This is a genomic window from Mycolicibacter heraklionensis (assembly GCF_019645815.1).
Classification (GTDB): Bacteria; Actinomycetota; Actinomycetes; order Mycobacteriales; family Mycobacteriaceae; genus Mycobacterium; species Mycobacterium heraklionense.
The window spans coordinates 1,711,902-1,732,484 of sequence record NZ_CP080997.1 but is presented as its reverse complement, the minus strand read 5'-3'; the positions used below and the strand labels follow the sequence as shown (position 1 = coordinate 1,732,484).

Sequence of the window (20,583 nt, the reverse complement as noted above, 5' to 3'; positions counted from 1 at the left end):
CCCGATCAGACCCCACCCGGGTCGACATCGACACACACCGCGACCGCGCCGGCCCCCACATGCAGGGCCAACGTCGGGCACAGGCTGGTGATCACCGCGGGCTCGCAGCCCGGCAACCGCTCCGCCAGCGCACCCGCCACGTCTTGGGCCCCCTGCAGATTGGCGACGTGATGCACCGCCAGCGCCGCAGGGCGATCTCCGACCACATCACAGACCCGGTCGATCATCGACGCGACGGCCTTGCTGACGGTGCGGATACGCTGCGCCAGAACGAGTTTTCCCTCTTCCACCGCCAGCAGCGGCTTCAGGGACAGGGCGGTGCCCAGCCAGGCCGCCGCGCTGCCGATCCGGCCGCTGCGCCGCAGGTTGTCCAGCCGCTGCACCACCATGTAGGCGTGCCCACGTTGCACGGCGGCGTCCGCCGCGGCGGCAACTCCTTGCAGGTCGGCACCGCCGGCGGCCGCTCGGGCAGCGGCCAAGACCGCGAATCCGGTGCCCATCGCCGCCGACTTCGAGTCGATCACCCGCACGCCGGGGCCGATCTTGCCGGCCACCTGCTCGGCGGTGCCGAAAGTCCCGGACAACGCCGAAGAGATGTGCACCGCCACCACTCCGGAGCCGGCGCTGTAGGCAAGCGCGTTCCGGTAGGCCTCTGCCAGTTCCTCGGGACCGGCCCCGGAGGTGGTGACGCGCTCACGCGCATAGATGTCCGCGGGCACCTCGTCGACACCGTCGCGCAGGTCGGCCCCGTCGAGCAGGATGTGCAGCGGCACCGTGCGGATGCCCCACCGGTCACGCATCTCGACGGGCAGGCACGCCGAGGAATCGGTGACCACGACAACGGTCGGGCCGCTCATTCCACCGGCCCGGGAACGCCGGCCTCGCTGAGGGCTTTGAGCATCAGGTCGGCGACCGCCCGGTGCGCTTCGAAGTTCCAGTGGATGCCGTCGGGATTTGCGCGCCCGCTCATGACTTCATCGGCTACCGCGGCCTTCAGGTCCACCAGGGGGACGTCGTGTTCCCGCGACCAGGCCGTGATGGCCCGCACCGTGGGCTCCCGTCCCTGGTGGGCGCGGCCATACGTATCGGCGATGTGTACCGACGGCAGCGAGGCCACAATGGGGATTCCGGGCCGGTTGAAATCGATGGCCCCCCTAGTCATTTCGAGATACTCGACGGTGAGGTGCGGCGGTAGGGCCGCCCGAGCCACCGGCGAAAAGCGGGGCTGCAGCCAGCCGTAACCGTCGCGGACCCAGCGACGCAGCCAGGACGGCCGCACATAGCGGATCAACTCGCGCAGCGCCGTCGGCCACACCGACGGCAATGAGTCCATCCCGCTGGTGGCGAAGATGACCGCACCGGCGCGGGGCAGGGCGGCCCAGGCACGCGGGTCCTGGGTGGACGCCCACCAGACGTCCCGGCTGGTCCAGCCGATCCGGCCGATCAGTTCGACATCCCAGTCCAGCTGGCTGGCAACGATGTTCGGCCAGATCCGCGGGTCGTCGGCGGGCAAGCCGCCGGTGGGCCCGTAGTAGGACAGCGAGTCGGCGAAGACCAGCAGCGTGGGACGGGCTTGTGCGGGCGTCCGCGATTCAGAGGACATCACTGGCCACCTGTGCTGAGGCGTTCCAGACGTCGAGACGCCACCGCACGTCGGCGAAATCGTCGTCGGGATCCGGGCCGTCGGAGTATCCGCTGAGCTGGGTCCAGCTGGCGTTGGCCATACCGCCCAGCACCGGCCAGTTCTCGACCGGCAGCCGCAGCAACGCCGCGGTCAGCGCGGCGATCAACCCGCCGTGGGCGACCAGGACCACCGGCTGATCGGCGTGATCGGCTCCGCCCCAGTCCGGTTCCCCGGCCACCAGCTCACGCACCAGCGGAACGCTGCGCTCGGCCACGTCGATCCGGCTCTCGCCGCCGTGGGGCGCCCATCGGGCGTCGTCGCGCCACGCCGACCGGGCTCCCGGTGCGGCGGCGTCGACCTCTTCGTGGGTCAGCCCCTGCCAGTCCCCCAGATGGGTTTCCCGCAGCCGGGTGTCCACCCGGACCGGCAACCCGTTGTGCTCGGCCAGCACGGTGGCGGTGTCGTAGGCGCGCCACAGGTCCGAGGACACGATCAGCAACGGGTGCCGCTTGCGCAGCACCTCCGCCGCCGCCTCCGCCTGCGCGCGGCCCAGATCGCTCAGCACCGTGTCCAGCTGGCCCTGCATCCGGCTGCCGGCGTTGAACTCGGTCTGGCCGTGACGCAGCAGAATCAGCCTGCGGATCCTCACGACGCATCCTCCGGCGCCGACTCACCGGCTGAGTCCGCTAAGTCCACCGGCACCAGCGGGCAGTCCTTCCACAGCCGGTCCAGCGCATAGAAGTCCCGCTCATCCTGGTGCTGGATGTGCACGACGATGTCGACGTAGTCCAGCAGGGTCCAGCGCCCCTCGCGGGTGCCCTCGCGGCGCGCCGGCTTGTAGCCGGCCAGGCGCATCTTGTCCTCGACCTCGTCGACGATCGCGTTGACCTGGCGCTCATTGGACGCCGAGGCGATCACGAAGCAGTCGGTGATGACCAGTTGCGCGGAGACGTCGATGACGACGACGTCGTCGGCCAGCTTGTTCGCGGCGGCGGCGGCCGCCACGGTGGCCATCCGCACGGCCTCGGGTGTCGCGGTCATTGTGGGTCTCCGGGGGTCGGTTGGTAGAGGCGGCGCTTGGACACGTACTGGACCACACCGTCGGGTACCAGGTACCAGATCGGGCGGGATTCTGCCGCACGCCGGCGGCAATCGGTCGATGAAATCGCCAGCGCCGGCACTTCGACCAGCGTCAACGCCTGCGGTGGCAGGGAGCCGAGCGCATCAGCGAGATGGTCGCCGTTCAGCTCGTAGCCGGGCCGGCTCACCCCGACGAACCGCGCCATCTCGAACATCTCCGGCCAATCCTGCCAGGACAGAATGGTGGCCAGCGCGTCGGCGCCGGTGATGAAGTAGAGCTCGGCATCGGGGTTCTGTTCGTGCAGGTCACGCAGGGTGTCCTTGGTGTAGGTGGGGCCGCCGCGATCGATATCAGCCCGGCTCACCGAGAACCGCGGGTTCGACGCAGTGGCGATCACCGTCATCAGGTAGCGGTCCTCCGCGGCAGTGACGCGGCGCTTCTTGAGCCACGGCTGGCCCGTGGGCACGAACACCACCTCGTCGAGCCCGAACAGATCGGCGACCTCGCTGGCGGCGACCAGATGGCCATGATGGATGGGATCGAACGTCCCACCCATGACTCCCAGCCGCCGTTTTCGCACGATAGGCCAGCTTACTTGGGGTCCTCGCCGGCGCGAGCGCACTGGTGGCGCCGTTCGTCGACGGTGGAGCCGGGCAACGCCGAGCGGCTTTCCGCTACGGCGTACGCTCGTCGGAGAACGCAACCCCCCGTTGCTGCCGCGAAGCGGATGCCAATCGTGTAGAAGATGTCTGTGGAAGATTTTCCGTTGAGTTCACTTGATCGCGCCCAGGCGGCCCAGGACGCCATGGTGAAGCGCTTTTACACCCGTGCCCAGATCAGCGGCGACATCAGGCTTCCAGCCATGCCGAGCATGCTGGAGGAATACGTGACGATGTGCTCGGCCGTGTTCGCGGGCCTGGGCAAGCCCTTCAGCGATGACGAGCTCGACCGGCTCAGAGAAGTGTTGGAAGGCCAACTGGCTGAGGCCTACGCGCACTCGCTGCGCTCGCACATCATCATCTCCTACAACGCCCCGATCGGTCCCACCCTGAACTACACGGTGCGCGCCCAGTGGAGTTCCGTCGCTGAGGCATACGCCGCCTGGCTGGACACGCGCAAACCACCGCTGTTCGGCACCGAACCCGACGCGAAGGTCTGGCACCTCGCCTGCGAGGCCGGCGATCCGGCCTCCCATCCGGTGCTCGAGATCGGTGGGGGCACCGGCCGCAACGCCCTGGCGCTGGCGCGTCGCGGACATCCGGTCGACGTCGTCGAGATGACCCCGAAGTTCGCCGAGATGCTCACGACCGACGCAGCGGCGGAATCCTTGGACGTGCGAGTCATCGTCCGGGACGTGTTCGAAGACGCCGATGACCTGCGCAACGACTACCAGATGATGGTGCTTTCTGAGGTGTTGACCGATTTCCGGGGCACCGCAGAGCTACGCAGCCTGTTCGAGCTCGCCGCCCGATGCCTGGCTCCCGGCGGGCGACTGGTGTTCAACAGCTTCCTGGCGCACGACGGCTACGAGCCCGACGCCGCAGCCCGCGAATTCTGCCAGCAGGTGTACTCGGGTCTGTACACCCGCAACGAAATGTCGGCCGCGTCGGCCGGCCTACCCCTGCAGCTGCTCTCCGACGAGTCCGTCCATGACTACGAGAAGGCGCACCTGCCCGAGGGCGGCTGGCCACCCACCAGCTGGTACATCGAATGGATCAGCGGGCAGGACGCGTTCCGCACCACGCGGGAGGAAAGCCCGATGGAGTTGCGCTGGCTGGTCTACCAGCGGACGTACTGAACCTCTGCGGGCGGCTAGCGCCAACGGGCTACGCCGTCGTCGATCATCTGTTGGAAGTGCTCTACGACGGAGTCCGCAACCGGCCGGAAATCGATGGCGAGCTCCGAACGCGCGCGCGAACTGTCCAGGCATAGCGGCCAGCCGATATTGTGCTCGACAAACGGGCGAGTCAGTCCCGCCACCGGCGCCACCAGCTTGACCATGAACTTGGGCAGCTCGCGGGTCGGGAAGGACAGCCGGGCACCGAAGTGCCGCCGCAACATTCGGCTGAGTTCCAGCATGCTGACGACTTCGGAGTTCACCACGTAGCGGCCATGCGCCCCGGGTGTGTAGCCGGCGCTGATGTGGGCGCGGGCCACATCGCGCACGTCGACGCAGCCCATCTGCAGCGCGGGCGCACCCAGCGCCATCGACATGTCGACGAAGTGCCGCATGGTGTCCATGCTTCCCGAGGCGCTGGCCGTGGTCAGCGACGGTCCCAGCACCAGCGAGGGGTGAATGGTGACCAGGTCCCAGCGCTGCTGGGCCTGCTGGATCTGCCACGCCGCCCGCTCGGCGACCGTCTTGGAGTAGGGGTAGGGCTGGTGCTCGGGTGTGCTGGTGGTGTTCCAGTCCGCCTCGGTGAAGCACGCTTTGCCCTTCATGTCCGCGTTGTCGCCGTAGATGGCCGCCACGCTGCTGGTCAGCACCACCCGCGCCACCGAAGGAGTCTGGTCCACGGCCGACAACACGTTGCGGGTGCCTTCGAGCGCGGGCCGTACCAGTTGCCGATCGGCGTCGCGGATGGTGCCGAGCAGGAACGGCGAGGCGGTGTGGATGACCAGCTGGCAGCCTTGCATCGCCTCGGTGAAACTGCCCGGTTCGAGCAGGTCGGCCCGGTGCAGGCTGAGCTGCCCCGGGTGCCGCTCAGCAAGCGCGTGCAGGTGTTCCAGACCGCGGGGCTTCTCGGGATCGCGAACCTTTCTGATCGCCTACACCGGCAGCAGCTGGTCGATCACCGACGCCAGCTGCTTGGCCGAGCGGCATTCGTGCATCGGGATCACGTCGCTGTAGCGCGGTACCGCGGAATCCCCACTGCCCCACAGATGCCGGGGCTCGGGGTTGAGCCAGTGCGCGTGCCGGCTGGCGGTCACCAGATGCGACAGCACCTCCACACCGGGGTTTCGGTAGTTGGTTCGACCGTCTCCCAGCACCAGCAGCGCGCTGCGCGGAGACACCACGTTCGGATAGTTCTCGGCGAACGAGACGAACGCGTTGCCGTAGTCGGAATGGCCGTCGCGGGTATAGACCCCGGACTCCCGGGTGATCCGCTGGATGGCCACCGCCAGGTCGGCATCCGGTCCGAACAGGTGCGTCACCTCGTCGGTGGTGTCGATGAACGCAAACACCCGGACTCTCGAAAACTGTTGGCGCAGAGCGTGAACCAGTAGCAAGGTGAAGTGACTGAACCCGGCGACCGAGCCGGACACATCGCACAACACCACCAGTTCGGGCCGGGCGGGACGCGGTTTGCGCAGCACCACGTCGATCGGCACCCCGCCGGTCGACATCGACTTGCGCAGGGTCTTGCGCAGATCGATGGTGCCGGCACGGGAGCGTCGCCGGCGTGCGGCCAGCCGGGTTGCCAGGGTGCGGGCCAGCGGCGCCACCACCCGGCGCATCTGGCGCAACTGTTCGCCGGACGCACGGAGGAACTCGACGTTCTCGCTCAGCTGCGGGATGCCGTACATCTGCACGTGTTCGCGCCCCAACTGTTCAGCGGTGCGCCGCTTGGTCTCGGCGTCGACGAGCTTGCGCAGCGCAGCGATCCGCTGCGCGGCCATCGCCTTGGCGATCTGTTCCTGGGTGGGGCTGGGTTCGTCACCGTAGGGCGCGAGCAGCCCGGCCAGCAGCTTGCCTTCCAACTCGTCGAGCGCCAGCGCTTTGAGCGCCTGGTAGGCCGAGTAGGACGGGCCGCGACTGGAGCGGTATTGCCCGTAGGCGCCGACGATCGCGGCGATCATCGCCGACAATCGGGGATCGGTGTCGGCCAGATCGGGGTTCGCGGTCAACAGATCGACCAGCATCGCCCGCATGTCCTCGGCGTCCTCGGGCAGCGGCACGTCGTCGGCCGGCTGCTCGTCGCCGTCGACAACCACCGTGCGCCCGCCCAGCGCGGCGGGGAACCACAGATCGAACATGGCGTCATAGGTGTCGCGGTGATCGGGCCGGCGCAGCACCGCGCAGGCCAGCCCTTCCCGCAGCACCTCCCGGTCGTCGAGCCCGATCGCCGTCAGCACCCGTCCGGCGTCAACGGTCTCCGACGGGCCCACCGAAATCCCCTGCCCGCGCAGCGCTTCCACGAACCCCACCAGGTGTCCCGGAATCCCGTGCGGGGCAAGGGGTTGCGGTGGGCGGATACGGCGAACCATCAGCGGACCATCAGTTCAGTCGCAGCTCTCCGGATGCCCGCACCTGATCGGACTGGTGCTTGAGCACGACGCCTAGGGTGGCTGCGACGGTGGCGTCGTCGATGGTGTCCATGCCCAGAGCCAAGATGGTGCGGCCCCAGTCGATGGTCTCGGCCACCGACGGCAGCTTCTTGAGCTGCATGCCGCGCAGCACCCCGATGATGCGCACCAACTCGGCGGCCAGGTGCTCGGGCAACTCGGGTACTCGCGACAGCAGAATGCGGCGTTCCAGGTCCGGATCGGGGAAGTCGATGTGCAGGAACAGGCAACGGCGCTTGAGCGCTTCGGACAGTTCCCGGGTGGCGTTGGAGGTCAACAGCGTGAACGGGGTGCGCGTCGCGGTGATCGTGCCCAGTTCCGGAACGGTGACCGCGAAGTCGGAGAGCACCTCCAGCAGCAGGCCCTCGATTTCGATGTCGGCCTTGTCGGTCTCGTCGATCAGCAGCACGGTCGGGTCGGTGCGCCGGATCGCGGTCAGCAGCGGACGTGACAGCAGGAACTCCTCGGAGAACACGTCCATCTTGGTGGCGTCCCAGTCGCCGCCCGGACCGGCAGTGTTGCCGGACTGAATACGGAGTATCTGCTTGGCGTGATTCCACTCGTAGAGCGCCCGGGCCTCGTCGACGCCCTCATAGCACTGCAGCCGCACCAGCCCGGAACCGGTGGCCGCGGCCACCGCGCGGGCCAGTTCGGTCTTGCCGACCCCGGCCGGGCCCTCCACCAGCAGGGGTTTGCCCAGTCGATCGGCCAGGAACACCGCCGTGGTGGTGGCGGTGTCCGCCAGGTATCCGGTCTCGGCCAGCCGGCGAGCGACGTCGTCGATGTCGGAGAACAGCGGCGCCTGGCGGGCCGGGGTGGCGGGGATGGCGGGCTTTTCCATGCGGATGTTGCTCCTTCGAGGCGCCTTAGACGGGACGGGTGTGGCCGTCACCCCACACGATCCATTTGGTCGACGTCAGCTCCGGCAGCCCCATCGGGCCCCGGGCGTGCAGTTTCTGGGTGGAGATGCCGATCTCGGCGCCGAAGCCGAACTGCTCGCCGTCGGTGAAGGCCGTGGAAGCGTTGACCATTACCGCGGCGGCGTCGACCAGCTCGCTGAATCGCTGGGCGGCGGCCATGTTGGTGGTGACGATGGCCTCGGTGTGGCCGGTGCCGTACTCGTTGATGTGGTCGATCGCGTCCTCGAGGCCGTCGACCACCGAGAGCGCGATGTCCATCGCCAGGTATTCGCGACGCAAGTCTTCCTCGGCAGCGGCGTCGTCGGCCTGCCCGGTGCAGTCGTGCACCGCAACTCCAGCGGCGGTCAATGCGTCCACCAGCCGGGGCACTGCGGACGCGGCGATGGCCTTGTCGACCAGCAGGGTCTCGGCGGCGTTGCAGACGCTGGGCCGACGGGTCTTGGAGTTCAACAGCACTTGTTCGGCGATGTCGAGGTCGGCGGCCTCATGGACATAGACGTGGCAGTTGCCGACCCCGGTCTCGATGGTGGGCACCAACGCGTCGCGCACGACGGCTTCGATCAGCCCGGCCCCGCCGCGCGGGATCACCACGTCGACCAGTCCGCGGGCCTGGATCAGGTGGGTGACGGTGGCCCGGTCGGCCGACGACAGCAGCTGCACCGCGTCGGCGGGCAGGTCCTCATCCACCAAAGCGCCGCGCAGCACGTCGACCAGAGCCTGGTTGGAGTGGGCCGCCGACGAACTGCCACGCAGCAGCGCGGCGTTGCCGGACTTCAGCGTCAACCCGAATGCGTCGACGGTGACGTTGGGCCGGCCTTCGTAGACCATGCCCACCACGCCCAGGGGGACGCGCTGCTGACGCAGCAGCAGTCCGTTGGGCAGGGTGTAGCCGCGCAGTACCTCGCCCACCGGGTCGGGCAGGCCGGCGACCTGGCGCAGTCCGGCGGCGATACCGTCGACGCGGGCCTTGGACAGCGCCAGCCGGTCCAGCATGGCCTCGGGAGTGCCGGCGGCACGGGCGGCGGCAACGTCGCGTTCATTGGCGGCCAGGATGTCGTCAGCGTGGGCCAGCAAGGCGTCGGCCGCGGCGTTCAGCGCACTGTTCTTGGCCGCGGTGGACAACGCCGTCAGGGAACGCGAGGCGACCCTTGCGCGACGGGCGGCGTCGTGGACCTCTTGGCGCAGGTCGGGAAGCACGGGGACGCTCATCGTGCCAGAGTATCGGCGAACGCCCGATCAGGTAAAACGGCCCCGCTGTGTTGATGGCGCCGCGGGGCGCCGCTGGTCGATGATCCGGCCCAGTTCCTGCAGCAACAGCGGCTTGGCCATCACCAGATCCTCGATGTGCTCGCGGTCGATGACCACCGCGGTCACTTCTTCCAGTGCGCGCGCGTCGAACTGGCTGGATTGGCGGGTCAGTGTGGTGACCCCGAGAAACGCACCGTGGCGCAGCGTGGCGCCCGGCTCGGCCGGATCCTCCCCGCTCATCAGGACGCTGCCGTCCGTCAGAAATGTCATCGCGGTCGGTACCTGACCCGCCTGTTGCAGCGGTTCGCCTGTGCCGTACCGGACCATCCTGGCGTAGGGCACCAGGGCGTGCTGATCGGCGTCGGTCAGTCGCAGTGCGGGTGCCACAACGGTCCGCAGCGCCTCGGCCACCCGTTCCGGCGTGCAGAACTCGTCGTCGGCGTCGTCAAGGTGCAGTCCCTCCCGTCGGGAGGCGTACCAGAGCCATCGTAAGAAGGTGGCCTGCGCCGCACTGTCGTCGCTCGGTGAGTCGACCGCAATGACGGTGCGGTATTGACCGCTACCCAACGCGGCCGAATCCGGTGCCGCGCCGGTGGTTCGCATCGGCAGCGCGGTGGCAACGCGCGACAACAACGCGCACACCAGATCTGGCGGATCGCCGACGGCAAACGTGGTGGTGATCGACACCCGGTGCGCACCGCTGGATCGGCTGATGTTGGTGAATGAGGTGCCGGCCAGCACCGAGTTCGGCGTCACCTGCAGTCCGTCGGCGGTGCTGATGTGCACTGCTCGCCAGTTCACTTCGACGACCCGGCCGTGGGCGGTGGGGGTGGACAGCCAGTCGCCGATCCGGAAGGGCTGCTCGAAGAGCATGAACAGACCCGAAACGATCTGGCCGACCGAGTTCTGCAGCATCAGGCCGATGACCACCGATGTCACGCCCAGCGCGGTGAACAGGCCGCCGATCTTGGCGCCCCACACGAGGGACAGCGTCAGCGCCAGGCCCACACCGATCAGCAGGAATCGGGCGACATCGATGAAGATGGTCGGTATCCGGCCCCGCCACGAGTCTTTCGGGGCGCTCTGGAAGAAGGTGACGTCGAGCACCGACAGCAGCAACACCAGCAGCACGAAGCCGAACGCGGTGTAGATGACCCGCAGCGTCGGATCGTGTTCGGGTACGCCGGCCACCTCGGCCAGCAGCACCATCAATGCGCCCAGCGGCAGCAGGTAATTCCGCGCCAGCGCCACCGGCCGAGCCAGGTGGCTGCCTCGGCGCGCCAGCGCCCCATGCCCTTCGGTGAGCAGCACCAGGCCAGCGGGAAGCCCGACGGCGACCCCGATCGCCCAGTACAGCCACGGCCCGAAGACGTTCACGGCGCCTCGGACAATCTCGAGGCCAATCTCCAGGCCGGTTCCTGGGCGTCACCGATCGTCACAGTTCCGGCCGGGGCGAACTCCGCGACATCACCGAGCATGTCGCGCACCGCCGCGGTGACGTAGATGCCGGATTCCGGTGTGTTCCTGCGCAACTGGTAGGCGAGGTTGACCGCAGAGCCCCACAGGTCATAGGTGACACCGGATCGGCCCACCAGACCGCTGACGACCTCGCCGGTGTTGACTCCGGCCCACAGGCTCAGCCGGTAGCCGGATTTGATGGCGAACCGATCGACGATGCGCTGCATCTCGCTGGCGAATTCGACGATTCGGTGCACGCCGTCCAGCCGCGGGGTGGTCAAGCCGCAGCCCGCGAGATAGCCGTTGTACATGGTCCGGATTCGTTCGACTCCAACGCCTTCGGCCGCCGCGTCGAACTGTCGGACCAAGTCGTCGACGATCGTCACCAATTCGCTCGCGGACACTTCGGAGGACAGTTGATCGATACCCTGCAGCTCGGCGTAGATGACGGTGACGTTGTGGTGCGCATCTGCGATGGCCTGCTCGCCCCCGCGGTAGCGCCGCACCAGCGACTCGGGCATCAGCGACAACAGCAGCTCGTCGTTCTGCTTGCGCTGCTGGTTGAGCAACTCCTCCTTGGTGCGGAGGCTGTGGCTCATGTCGTTGAACGCCTTGGTGAGATCGCCGATCTCATCGGCCGTCCGGGCCGGTACCACGGCGCTGTAGTCGCCGGCGCTGATCCGCTGGGCGGCGGCCTGCAGCCGCCGGATCGGTTGCAGGAAGAGTCGGGCAAGCAGCATCGCCAGCACACAGATCGCGAAGATGACCCCGGTGGTGGCCAGCACCACTCTCCTGCTGAAGGAGGTGACGCCGGAGTAGGCGTCGGAGTACTCCCTCGTGGCCAGGATCGACCACTGCAGGTCCGAGTTGGGCACGGTCAGCGGCGCGTACGCGGTCAGCTCTCGTTTGCCCAGATAGTCGTATCCGGTGGTGAGCGTTCCGGACTGGCCACGCTGCGCGGCCTGCAGGCCCGGTCCGCCGACCGGCTGCACCAGGGCGGTGGTCCCCAACCGCACCGCGCGGTCCACCGTCGCCTCGGCGGTTCCCGCCGCCACCGCTTCGCGGCGGTAGCGCTCGGGGTCCTCCAGGAAAAGACGTGAATCGGAGCGCATCAGGTCGTCCGGACCGGCCAGGTAGGTCTCGGCGGTGTGTCCCAGCCCGGCGGCATCCCAGTCGCGGTCGGCGGTCATGATCCGGGTGACCTTCGCGCTGGGCAGCGCCAAGGCCATCACGCCCTCGACCGCGCCCTTGGTGCCGACGGGTGACACCAGCCAGGCTGTGGGCGTGTCCAAGTTGGGTTGGTACGGCTGGAAATCGGTGATCCAGACGAAGTTGACCGCGTTGGCTGCCAGCGCTTTGCGGAAGGCGTCACGCAGGCCGGATTCGCGGTAGGGGCCGGTGAGCAGGTTCGTGCCCAGGTCCACACCCTTGTTGACCGAGTAGACCACGTTGCCTCGGGTGTCCAACAGCAACGCATCCTGGTACCCGTTGAGCTGGACGATCTGGGCAAAAACGTCGTTGAACTGGGCGTTTGCCGCCGACCACGCACTGCCGTCACCGGCGTCGTCGAGCTTCTTGGCGTCCCCGGCGAAACCCGCGGTGTAGTGGGCCTGCAGGTAGCGCTGCGCGTTCGAGGTGGGCAGAAACGCGGCGACGTCCGCTTGCTCGCCGGTCCGTTCGGTCAAGGCCTTGGTGAAGTTGTCCCGGTAGTAGGCCGTGATCGTCCGCTGCTGTTCGGGCGTGACCGGAGCATGGGCGAGTTCGTCGAATCCCGCGCTGAACGCCTGGAGTGCGGTAGCCGCGGTCACTCCCCCGCTGACAACCGCCAGGACATTGGACATGTCGACGAACAAGCCGGTGACCGCGCGACGCTGCAACTCGCGGGCCTGCACCAGCTTGTTGGTCGCCGCACGCTGCAATTCCTGTGCGCCATACTGAAACTCGACGAATCCAACGACTGCGACCGAAGCGATGCTGGTCAGCAGCAGAATGATCATCAGCTTGGTTTTGATGCTGAGCCGGGCCGCCAGCCGCCGGTACGGGCGCTCATCGTTCGCCGTGGTCACTGTCGACGGTGCCGAGTCCACTCGGCGGCTCCCTTCGTTGTCGGATGGGTTCTCACCCTAGGGGATGCACGACATTCCGCGGTCGCGAATGCGAAGCTGAAACCCATGGCGACGCGGGTGTGCGTGGTGGGCAGCGTGAACACCGATACCGTCTTCGCCGTCGCCGCGCTTCCCGCCCCGGGCGAGACGGTGCTGGCCGCGGCACAAAGCACCCATCCCGGTGGGAAAGGCGCCAACCAGGCGGTGGCCGCGGCCCGAGCGGGGGCACGGGTGCAATTCGTGGGCGCGGTCGGTGACGACGACGCCGGGCTGCTGCTGCGCGGGCACCTGCGCGACAACGGTGTGGGGACCGAGGGCCTGACGACGATGCCCGGGCCCAGCGGCTCGGCGGTCATCACGGTGGACCCGTCCGGGGAGAACACCATCGTGGTGGCCCCCGGCGCCAACGGCGCGTGGGCGCTGGATTCCGGCCAGCGCAATCTGATCGCCGACTGCGACGTGCTGCTGATGCAGTTGGAGATTCCCATCCCGGTGGCCACCGCGGCCGCCGAGCTGGCCCACGCGAGCGGGGCGACGGTGATCCTCAACGTGTCCCCGCCCGGCGGTGACGTTGCCGAGCTCGCCGGGCTGATCGACGTCGCGGTGCTCAACGAGACCGAATCCGCCCGGTTCCACCACCAGGTGCCGCACCGAGTGGTCACGCTCGGCGCGCATGGTGCCCGCTACCGCGGGTCCGGCGGCACGCGAACCGTGCCGTCTCCGGTGGTGCAAGCGGTCGACAGTACCGGCGCGGGCGACGTCTTCGCCGGTGTGCTGGCGACCGAGTGGGCCGGCGGGATCGAACACGCCCTGCAACGCGCCTGCGTGGCAGGGGCGTTGGCAACGCTGGTGGCCGGCGCCGGCGACTGCGCCCCGCGCGCCGAGGCGATCAGCGCGGCACTGGAGGCGTTCACACCCGGACGTTGAGCCCCAGGTCGACGTCGGATGCGGCCTGCCCGCCCCGGATGCCCCAGTTGTCCCGATCCACCTCGTGCAGGGTGATCATCACGTGGTCAGCGGGAATGCCCAGCGCGGCAAGGTTTTCGACGATCCCGGCATACAGCTGCCGCTTGGCCTCCAGGGACCGGCCGGAGAAGCAGTCGATCGAGATCAGCGTGCGGCACTCGGGCTTTGCGAGCTGCTCCGGAACCGCGAACCGGTGCGGCTCATGGACGACCAACCGCACGTTCTTGTCCGTGGCCGGGGTCTGGAAGGCGGTCACCAGCGCGCCGTGGACGGCATCGATGATCGCGACTTCCTCGGCCGGCTCGTAGCGGCGGCGGACCTCGATCAGGACAGTGGGCATGATTCCCAGACTGCCAGATGATCAGTCCCGCTTGGCCCGCACCCACTGGATGGTGCCGAAGTTCTTGACCCGCACGCTGGTGAAACCTTCGCGTTCGAGGGTGTCTGCGATCTCGTCGTCGTCGAACACCCGTGCACCGGCTTTGGGCAGCAGCTGCCACAACCGCGAGGCCGACCCGGCGGTGGGCACCATCAGTGCGATGCGCCCGCCCGGCTTGAGCACCCGCGCCATCTCACCCAGCGCGGCCGACGGATCGGGGATCAGCTGCAGCACGGCGATCGAGACGACAGCATCAACGGTCTTCTCGCGCAGCGGGAGTCGCTGCGCGTCAGCGCGCAGGAAACCGGCCTGGGAGCCCGCCTGTACCCGTACCGCCCGGGCGAGCATCGGTTCTGAGACATCGATACCCAGGGCCAAACCGTCGGGGCCGACGGCCTGGGCCAGTGAGGCGGTGATACTGCCCGGTCCGCAGCCGACGTCCAGCGCCACCCCGCCGGCGGGGACCTCCAGCCAGTCGATCGGGTGCTGCCAGGCTTCGAGCAGTCGGCGGGCCAGCGCTTGGGCATTGTCGTAGAACATCGACCCGAACGATGAGGCCCACAGCTTTTGGATGGCACCGGTGTTCTGCTGCGCGACCACCTCCCCCGCGCCGTCGAGCAGGTCGAGATAACCCCGGCTGACCTGCGGGTCCGACGGTCGATCGCTGAGCAACGTCATGGCCCGCTGCAACGCCGGTGACAACGGAAACCTTCGAATTTCGGCCATCCTCGGTGCTCCTGTCTACTCCTGCGGAATCTCCCGTTCGATCTCGTCGAGCCAGATCCGCGCCGACATGTCCGACGGGGCCCGCCATTCCCCCCGCGGTGACAGCGAACCGCCGTGAGACACCTTGGGCCCGTTCGGCAGCGCTGAGCGCTTGAATTGACTGAACGAATAGAACCGCTGCACAAAGACTTTCAGCCAGTGCCGAATTTCCGCCAGCGAATAGGCCTGCCGTTTGTCCGCCGGATACCCCGGCGGCCAGGAGCCCACTTCCACGTCATGCCAGGCATGCCAGGCCAAGAACGCGGTCTTGGCGGGCGTGAAACCGTAGCGCAGCGCCTGAAACAGTGCGAAGTCCTGCAGCGAGTACGGGCCCACCTTGTCCTCGCTGCGCTGAAGCTCCTCGCCGTCCGTCGCCGGGACCAGCTCTGGACTGATCTCGGTGTTGAGCACCGAGGCCAGTACCGCGCACACATCGGTGTCGAACTCGCCGGAGTTGATCACCCACCGGATCAGGTGCTGGATCAGCGTTTTGGGCACTCCGCCGTTGACGTTGTAGTGCGACATCTGATCGCCCACCCCGTAGGTGGACCAGCCCAGGGCCAACTCCGACAGATCACCGGTACCCAGCACGATGCCGCCGCGCTGGTTGGCGATCCGGAACAGGTAGTCGGTGCGCAGGCCCGCCTGTACGTTTTCGAACGTGATGTCATAGACGGCTTCACCGCGGGCGAACGGGTGCCCGAGCTCGCCGAGCATCAGTTTCGCCGTCTCGCGGATGTCGATCTCTGCGAAGGTCACCCCCAGCGCCTTGCTCAGCGCGGCGGCGTTGGCCTTGGTGCGCTCACCGGTGGCAAAGCCGGGCAGGGTGAACGCCAGAATGTCACTGCGCGGCCGGCTTTCCCGGTCCATCGCCCGCGCCGCGACGATCAGGGCGTGGGTCGAATCCAGGCCCCCCGACACCCCGATCACGACCTTGGGATAGTTCAGCGCACGCAGCCGCTGCTCCAGACCCGATACCTGAATGTTGTAGGCCTCGTAGCAATCCTGTTGCAGTCGCTGCGGATTCGACGGCACGAACGGGAATCGTTCAACCACCCGCCGCAAACCGATGTCCCGGGCCGGCGGGTCCAGAAGGAACTCCACCCGCCGGAACGCCTGCACCGCATCACGCTGGTGGCGGCGATTGTCGTCGAACGTGCCCATTCGCAACCGCTCCGAGCGCAGCAGCCCGAGGTCGACGTCGGCAACCGATCGGCGCGGGCCGCTGGGAAACCGTTCGCTTTCGTCGAGCAGCGTGCCGTTCTCCCAGATCATGGTCTGGCCGTCCCAGGCGAGGTCGGTGGTCGACTCTCCTTCTCCGGCAGCGGCGTAGACGTAGGCGGCCAGGCATCGCGCCGAGGCTGACCGGGCCAACAGGCTGCGGTCTTCGGCACGTCCGACGGTGATCGGGCTGCCAGACAGGTTGGCCAGCACCGTCGCGCCGGCCAACGCGGCCTGGGCGCTGGGCGGCACCGGCACGAACATGTCCTCGCACACCTCGGCGTGCAGCACGAACCCGGGCAGGTCGGTCGCGGCGAACAGCAGGTCCGGCCCGAACGGGACCTCGACCCCGCCCAGCCGGATCAGTCCGCGTTCGTCGGCGCCGGCAGCCAACTGACGGCCCTCGTAGAACTCCCGGTAGGTGGGCAGGTAGGACTTCGGGGCCACCCCCAGGATGCGCCCGCGGTGGATGACGACCGCGGTGTTGTAGACGCGATGTACATAGCGCAGCGGTGCCCCCACCACCAGGACCGGCAGTAGCTCCGTCGACGCCGCGACCACGTCGAGCAGTGCCGCCTCGACGGCACCGAGCAGGCTGTCCTGCTGCACGATGTCGTCAATCGAGTATCCCGACAGCGTGAGTTCGGGGAAGACGGCCAGAACGACGCCGTCGTCGTGGCATTCGCGTGCCAGCCGCAGCACCGACTCGGCGTTGGCGGCCGGGTCGGCAAGGGTGGTGCGGTGCGTGCAGGCGGCAACCCGCGCGAACCCGTGCCGGTAGGCGTTGTAGAAGTCCCCAGAATGCTCCATTGCTCCCATTGTTGCCCGGACGGTGTCAACATGCAGCTTTCGGGTATCACCAGGGGCATGACCGATACCGCGGTGGTCGTCGTCGACATGCTCAACGCCTACCGCCACCTCGACGCAGAACAACTGGCCGGCAACGTCGCCCAGATCGTCGAACCACTGGCCGACCTGGTGGAACGCAGCCGGGCCGACGACGATGTCGACCTGATCTACGTCAACGACAACTACGGCGACTTCACCGCCGGATTCGCCCAGATCGTCGGATCGGCACTGAACGGTACGAGACCCGAACTGGTTCGCCCGATCATCCCCGTGGCCGGCGATCGGATGATGACCAAGGTGCGACACAGCGCCTTCTACTCCACTCCACTGGAGTACCTGCTCCGTCGGCTCGGCACCCGGCGGTTGATCCTGACCGGGCAGGTCACCGAGCAATGCATCCTCTACACCGCCCTGGACGCCTACGTCCGCCACCTCCCGGTGGTGATACCGGTCGATGCCGTCGCCCACATCGACCCCGGACTGGGCGCCGCCGCGCTGGAGATGATGTGCCGCAATATGGCTGCCGAGCGATCGACCGCCGCGGAGTGCCTACGCTGATCAGATGGGCGGAGGCGAGTCGACGGTCTGCGACCTGCTGTCGCTGCTGGCTGGGCGGCGGGTCGCGGTGCTCACCGGTGCCGGCATCTCCACCGATTCGGGCATTCCGGACTATCGCGGCCCGGACTCCCCGCCGAGCAACCCGATGACCATCGCCCAGTTCACCAGCGACCCGGTGTTTCGTCAGCGGTACTGGGCCCGCAACCACGTCGGCTGGCGCCACATGGCTGACACCGCGCCCAACACCGGGCATTTGGCGCTGGCCGCACTGGAAGAAGCCGGCGTGGTGACCGGAGTGATCACCCAGAACGTCGACCTGCTGCACACCAAAGCGGGGAGTCGGCGCGTGGTGGACCTGCACGGCAGCTATGCGACGGTGATCTGTTTGGCCTGCGGGCAGTCGTTGAGCCGGGCGTCGTTGGCCGAGCAGCTGCAGGAGCTCAACCCGGGGTTCATCGACCGGGCGGAGAAGCTCGGCGGCATCGCCGTGGCGCCCGATGCGGACGCCGTCGTCACCGATACCGCGTCCTTCCGCTTCGTCGACTGCCGGCACTGCGGCGGGATTCTTAAGCCCGACATCGTCTATTTCGGCGAAAGTGTCCCCAAAGTACGTGTTGCTCAAGCTTATTCGATGGTCGATGATGCCGAGGCATTGCTGGTGGCGGGTTCGTCGCTGACGGTGTTCTCCGGCTACCGGTTTGTCCGCCATGCGGCGGCGCGCGGCGTCCCGGTCGCGATCGTCAACCGTGGGCCCACCCGCGGCGACGAGTTGGCCGCCGTCAAGATCGACGGCGGTTGTTCGCCGGTGCTGGCGCTGTTGGCGTCGGAGTTGGCCTGCGAGATTTCGTCGCGGTAATCGTCGGTAAATCGCTGCGAAATCCGGCACGATGCTCGGGTGACGAAGCAGCGGCTCACACCCGACCAGCGCAACTCCTTCCTCGCCGCCGTATTGGGCTGGTCGATGGATGCCTTCGACTACTTCATCGTGGTGTTCGTCTACGCCGACATCGCCAAGACCTTCGGCCACACCAAGACCGAGGTCGCGTTTCTGACCACCGCCACTCTTGCGATGCGCCCGCTCGGGGCGCTGCTGTTCGGTCTGTGGGCCGACCGGGTCGGCAGGCGAATACCACTGATGGTGAACGTCATCTTCTATTCGACGGTGGGGTTCTTGTGCGCGTTCGCGCCCACCTTCACCGTGCTGGTGATTCTGCGCCTGCTGTACGGGATCGGGATGGGTGGCGAATGGGGGCTGGGCGCCGCGCTGGCCATGGAGAAGATCCCACCCGAGCGCCGCGGGTTCTTCTCCGGGCTGCTGCAGGAGGGCTATCTGTTCGGCTACCTGGCCGCAACCGTGGCCTCGCTGCTGGTGAACGACGTGCTGGGGTTGTCCTGGCGCTGGCTGTTCGGGCTTTCGATCCTGCCGGCCATGGTCAGCCTGCTGATCCGCTACCGGGTGACTGAGTCCGAGGTATGGCAGGCCACCCAGGATCGGATGCGGCTGACCCGCACCAAGATTCGCGACGTGTTCACCGACGCGAAGGTGATTCGCCGGTTCTGCTATCTGGTGGTGCTGATGACGGCGTTCAACTGGATGAGCCACGGCACCCACGACATCTACCCGACATTTCTGACCTCGGCCGACGGGGCGGGCCTGTCCCATGTCACGGCCAAGTGGATCGCGGTGATCTACAACATCGGCGGAATCATCGGCGGGCTGATCTTCGGCTCGCTGTCACAGCGGTTGGGCCGGCGCTACGCGATCATCTGGGCCGCGGTGATGGGCTTGCCGATCGTGCCGCTGTTCGCGCTGTCGCACACCGCGGGCATGTTGTGCCTGGGCTCGTTTCTGATCCAGATCTGCGTGCAGGGCGCCTGGGGTGTGATCCCGGCGCACCTGACCGAGATGTCGCCGGACGCGATCCGCGGCTTCTACCCGGGCGTGACCTATCAGCTGGGCAATCTCTTCGCCGCGTTCAACCTGCCGATCCAGGAGCACTTGGCGGCCGCGCACGGCTACCCGTTCGCCCTGGTGGTCACGGTGGTGCCGACGCTGATCGCCGTCATCGTGCTGACCGCGATCGGCAAGGACGCCACCGGGATCCGGTTCGGGACCGACCACCTAATCCCCGCCGAGCAGACATAAAAGCGCCCTGCTGCCCAAGAAATCAGGCACTTTCGTGTCTGCTCGCCGCAAGCATCGCTACCATCACCGGCACGCACTACCACGTTGAGGACCACCATGGCGAACCGGTCACCCTTCCGCAGGGCACGGGAGCGCGAGCAGTTCATCGCGAATTATGACGAGGTCATGCGGGGTTGGCCGGTGCCGTTCACCGAGTGCATGGTGGAAACCGCTTACGGCCAGACCCACACGGTGGTCTGTGGTGAACCGTCGGCGCCGCCCCTTGTTCTGCTGCACGGCGCCAGCGCGACCTCAGCGATGTGGCGGCCGGTTATCGCGGCGCTGAGTGCCCAGTACCGCTGCTATTGCCTCGACACCATCACCGACACGTCCAAAAGTGTGCTCACCAGCGAAATATCCTCTCCCGACGACTACGTCGACTGGCTGAGGCAGGTGTTCGATGCCCTCGGCCTCACGAATGCTCGGGTGGTGGGCCTGTCCTATGGCGGCTGGCTCGCCGCCCAATTGGGCCTCCGGGCACCGGAACTGGTCAGCCATCTGGTGCTGCTCACACCCGCGGGAACGCTGGCGCCGCTGACCATTCAGTTCTACGTCCGGATGATGACCCCGATACTGCTCCGGTCGCCGGCACGGGTTCGTGCCGCCGTGCAGTGGTTAGCCAGCACTCCGGATGCGTGCAGCGATCCGACGGTGAAGCTGATCGTGGTGAGCATGTTGACATCTCGCCCGTTTCGGCGGCCGGTACTGCCGTCGGTATTGACCGATGCCGAGTTGCGACGGCTCACCATGCCGGTGACGGTGGTGATCGGCGATCGGGACGTCATTTATCGCGGCGGTCCGGTAGCGACATTGGCCCGCGCGCGACGGCTGATCCCGCAAGTGTCCACCCGGTCGATGCCCGGCGCCAACCACATGCTCACTGTCGACTGCCCGGATGAGCTGATCACCGAACTGACCCGGGCGCTCGCCTGAGCCG

The 20,583-nt window shown here is 67.6% G+C and carries 20 protein-coding genes; 6 read left to right on the top strand and 14 right to left on the bottom strand.

From position 1 onward, the window contains the following. Positions 1-5: 5 nt before the first annotated feature. Genes K3U94_RS08160 through nadD form a run of 5 tightly spaced genes read right to left on the bottom strand, consistent with a single transcriptional unit; the run spans position 6 to position 3,288 of the window. On the bottom strand, positions 6-857 hold the full coding sequence (locus K3U94_RS08160) for a DegV family protein (protein WP_220696181.1): 852 nt from the start codon (positions 855-857) through the stop codon (positions 6-8). Continuing rightward, the gene (octT, locus tag K3U94_RS08155; protein WP_220696180.1) at positions 854-1,603 is read right to left on the bottom strand and encodes a diglucosylglycerate octanoyltransferase; all 750 of its coding nucleotides are present in this window, start codon (positions 1,601-1,603) and stop codon (positions 854-856) included. The genes K3U94_RS08160 and octT overlap by 4 nt, the downstream gene beginning before the upstream one ends. After that, a complete protein-coding gene (gene gpgP, locus K3U94_RS08150; protein WP_047319952.1) occupies positions 1,593-2,273 on the bottom strand; it encodes a glucosyl-3-phosphoglycerate phosphatase in 681 nt (226 codons plus the stop codon). Before gpgP ends, octT begins: the two co-directional genes overlap by 11 nt. After that, complete coding sequence (gene rsfS / locus K3U94_RS08145; RefSeq protein ID WP_220696179.1) at positions 2,270-2,665, bottom strand: ribosome silencing factor; 396 nt, start codon at positions 2,663-2,665, stop codon at positions 2,270-2,272. The genes gpgP and rsfS overlap by 4 nt, the downstream gene beginning before the upstream one ends. Next, a complete protein-coding gene (nadD, locus tag K3U94_RS08140) occupies positions 2,662-3,288 on the bottom strand; it encodes a nicotinate-nucleotide adenylyltransferase (RefSeq protein WP_434084918.1) in 627 nt (208 codons plus the stop codon). The genes rsfS and nadD overlap by 4 nt, the downstream gene beginning before the upstream one ends. 162 nt (positions 3,289-3,450) lie before the next feature. Here nadD and K3U94_RS08135 point away from each other — a divergent pair, with 162 nt between their 5' ends. Next, the gene (locus K3U94_RS08135) at positions 3,451-4,503 is read left to right on the top strand and encodes a class I SAM-dependent methyltransferase (protein WP_434084908.1); all 1,053 of its coding nucleotides are present in this window, start codon (positions 3,451-3,453) and stop codon (positions 4,501-4,503) included. Positions 4,504-4,517: 14 nt separating this feature from the next. Here the strand turns inward: K3U94_RS08135 and K3U94_RS08130 are convergent, their stop codons facing one another. Genes K3U94_RS08130 through K3U94_RS08105 form a run of 6 tightly spaced genes read right to left on the bottom strand, consistent with a single transcriptional unit; the run spans position 4,518 to position 12,705 of the window. Beyond that, entirely contained in the window at positions 4,518-5,426 is a 909-nt protein-coding gene (locus tag K3U94_RS08130; RefSeq protein ID WP_267878358.1) for an NAD-dependent epimerase/dehydratase family protein, read from the bottom strand. 48 nt (positions 5,427-5,474) lie between these two features. Beyond that, the gene (locus tag K3U94_RS08125) at positions 5,475-6,917 is read right to left on the bottom strand and encodes a vWA domain-containing protein (RefSeq protein ID WP_109519613.1); all 1,443 of its coding nucleotides are present in this window, start codon (positions 6,915-6,917) and stop codon (positions 5,475-5,477) included. 7 nt (positions 6,918-6,924) lie between these two features. Further along, on the bottom strand, positions 6,925-7,833 hold the full coding sequence (locus K3U94_RS08120) for an AAA family ATPase (RefSeq protein ID WP_047319948.1): 909 nt from the start codon (positions 7,831-7,833) through the stop codon (positions 6,925-6,927). A 25-nt stretch (positions 7,834-7,858) separates the two neighbouring features. After that, on the bottom strand, positions 7,859-9,121 hold the full coding sequence (locus K3U94_RS08115) for a glutamate-5-semialdehyde dehydrogenase (protein ID WP_047319947.1): 1,263 nt from the start codon (positions 9,119-9,121) through the stop codon (positions 7,859-7,861). A gap of 27 nt (positions 9,122-9,148) precedes the next feature. Next, positions 9,149-10,537, bottom strand: a complete 1,389-nt coding sequence (locus K3U94_RS08110; protein WP_220696177.1) for a mechanosensitive ion channel family protein — start codon at positions 10,535-10,537, stop codon at positions 9,149-9,151. Then, positions 10,534-12,705 (bottom strand): adenylate/guanylate cyclase domain-containing protein, encoded by a 2,172-nt coding sequence (locus K3U94_RS08105; RefSeq protein WP_220696176.1) that lies wholly within the window; start codon positions 12,703-12,705, stop codon positions 10,534-10,536. The genes K3U94_RS08110 and K3U94_RS08105 overlap by 4 nt, the downstream gene beginning before the upstream one ends. An 84-nt stretch (positions 12,706-12,789) precedes the next feature. Here K3U94_RS08105 and K3U94_RS08100 point away from each other — a divergent pair, with 84 nt between their 5' ends. Further along, positions 12,790-13,650: a ribokinase gene (locus K3U94_RS08100; protein WP_220696175.1), complete on the top strand. Its 861-nt coding sequence runs from the start codon at positions 12,790-12,792 to the stop codon at positions 13,648-13,650. Here K3U94_RS08100 and K3U94_RS08095 read toward each other — a convergent pair. From K3U94_RS08095 to K3U94_RS08085, 3 genes are read right to left on the bottom strand one after another with little or no spacing between them, the layout of a single operon-like run. Next, the gene (locus K3U94_RS08095) at positions 13,634-14,029 is read right to left on the bottom strand and encodes a tautomerase family protein (RefSeq protein ID WP_220696174.1); all 396 of its coding nucleotides are present in this window, start codon (positions 14,027-14,029) and stop codon (positions 13,634-13,636) included. The two genes, K3U94_RS08100 and K3U94_RS08095, sit on opposite strands and share 17 nt — an antisense overlap. Before the next feature lie 21 nt (positions 14,030-14,050). Next, positions 14,051-14,794 (bottom strand): methyltransferase domain-containing protein, encoded by a 744-nt coding sequence (locus tag K3U94_RS08090; protein ID WP_220696173.1) that lies wholly within the window; start codon positions 14,792-14,794, stop codon positions 14,051-14,053. 15 nt (positions 14,795-14,809) lie between these two features. Then, the gene (locus K3U94_RS08085) at positions 14,810-16,864 is read right to left on the bottom strand and encodes an NAD(+) synthase (protein WP_220696172.1); all 2,055 of its coding nucleotides are present in this window, start codon (positions 16,862-16,864) and stop codon (positions 14,810-14,812) included. Between the two features lie 57 nt (positions 16,865-16,921). On the opposite strand from K3U94_RS08085, the gene K3U94_RS08080 reads away from it, so the two are divergent. The 4 genes from K3U94_RS08080 to K3U94_RS08065 all read left to right on the top strand — a co-directional run bounded on the left by K3U94_RS08080 (position 16,922) and on the right by K3U94_RS08065 (position 20,579). Beyond that, positions 16,922-17,461 (top strand): cysteine hydrolase family protein, encoded by a 540-nt coding sequence (locus K3U94_RS08080; protein ID WP_220696171.1) that lies wholly within the window; start codon positions 16,922-16,924, stop codon positions 17,459-17,461. A gap of 4 nt (positions 17,462-17,465) precedes the next feature. Further along, on the top strand, positions 17,466-18,317 hold the full coding sequence (locus K3U94_RS08075; protein WP_220696170.1) for an NAD-dependent protein deacetylase: 852 nt from the start codon (positions 17,466-17,468) through the stop codon (positions 18,315-18,317). Between the two features lie 39 nt (positions 18,318-18,356). After that, positions 18,357-19,607 (top strand): MFS transporter, encoded by a 1,251-nt coding sequence (locus K3U94_RS08070; protein ID WP_220696169.1) that lies wholly within the window; start codon positions 18,357-18,359, stop codon positions 19,605-19,607. Positions 19,608-19,703: 96 nt separating this feature from the next. Further along, a complete protein-coding gene (locus K3U94_RS08065; RefSeq protein WP_220696168.1) occupies positions 19,704-20,579 on the top strand; it encodes an alpha/beta fold hydrolase in 876 nt (291 codons plus the stop codon). Positions 20,580-20,583: the final 4 nt, after the last annotated feature.

Bases quoted from the DNA above. Each gene is read 5' to 3' on its own strand.
- K3U94_RS08160 (WP_220696181.1), bottom strand. From the start codon at position 857: ATGAGCGGCCCGACCGTTGTCGTGGTCACCGATTCCTCGGCGTGCCTG.
- octT (WP_220696180.1), bottom strand. From the start codon at position 1,603: ATGTCCTCTGAATCGCGGACGCCCGCACAAGCCCGTCCCACGCTGCTG.
- rsfS (WP_220696179.1), bottom strand. From the start codon at position 2,665: ATGACCGCGACACCCGAGGCCGTGCGGATGGCCACCGTGGCGGCCGCC.
- K3U94_RS08135 (WP_434084908.1), top strand. From the start codon at position 3,451: ATGTCTGTGGAAGATTTTCCGTTGAGTTCACTTGATCGCGCCCAGGCG.
- K3U94_RS08120 (WP_047319948.1), bottom strand. From the start codon at position 7,833: ATGGAAAAGCCCGCCATCCCCGCCACCCCGGCCCGCCAGGCGCCGCTG.
- K3U94_RS08115 (WP_047319947.1), bottom strand. From the start codon at position 9,121: ATGAGCGTCCCCGTGCTTCCCGACCTGCGCCAAGAGGTCCACGACGCC.
- K3U94_RS08100 (WP_220696175.1), top strand. From the start codon at position 12,790: ATGGCGACGCGGGTGTGCGTGGTGGGCAGCGTGAACACCGATACCGTC.
- K3U94_RS08095 (WP_220696174.1), bottom strand. From the start codon at position 14,029: ATGCCCACTGTCCTGATCGAGGTCCGCCGCCGCTACGAGCCGGCCGAG.
- K3U94_RS08090 (WP_220696173.1), bottom strand. From the start codon at position 14,794: ATGGCCGAAATTCGAAGGTTTCCGTTGTCACCGGCGTTGCAGCGGGCC.
- K3U94_RS08085 (WP_220696172.1), bottom strand. From the start codon at position 16,864: ATGGAGCATTCTGGGGACTTCTACAACGCCTACCGGCACGGGTTCGCG.
- K3U94_RS08080 (WP_220696171.1), top strand. From the start codon at position 16,922: ATGACCGATACCGCGGTGGTCGTCGTCGACATGCTCAACGCCTACCGC.
- K3U94_RS08075 (WP_220696170.1), top strand. From the start codon at position 17,466: ATGGGCGGAGGCGAGTCGACGGTCTGCGACCTGCTGTCGCTGCTGGCT.
- K3U94_RS08065 (WP_220696168.1), top strand. From the start codon at position 19,704: ATGGCGAACCGGTCACCCTTCCGCAGGGCACGGGAGCGCGAGCAGTTC.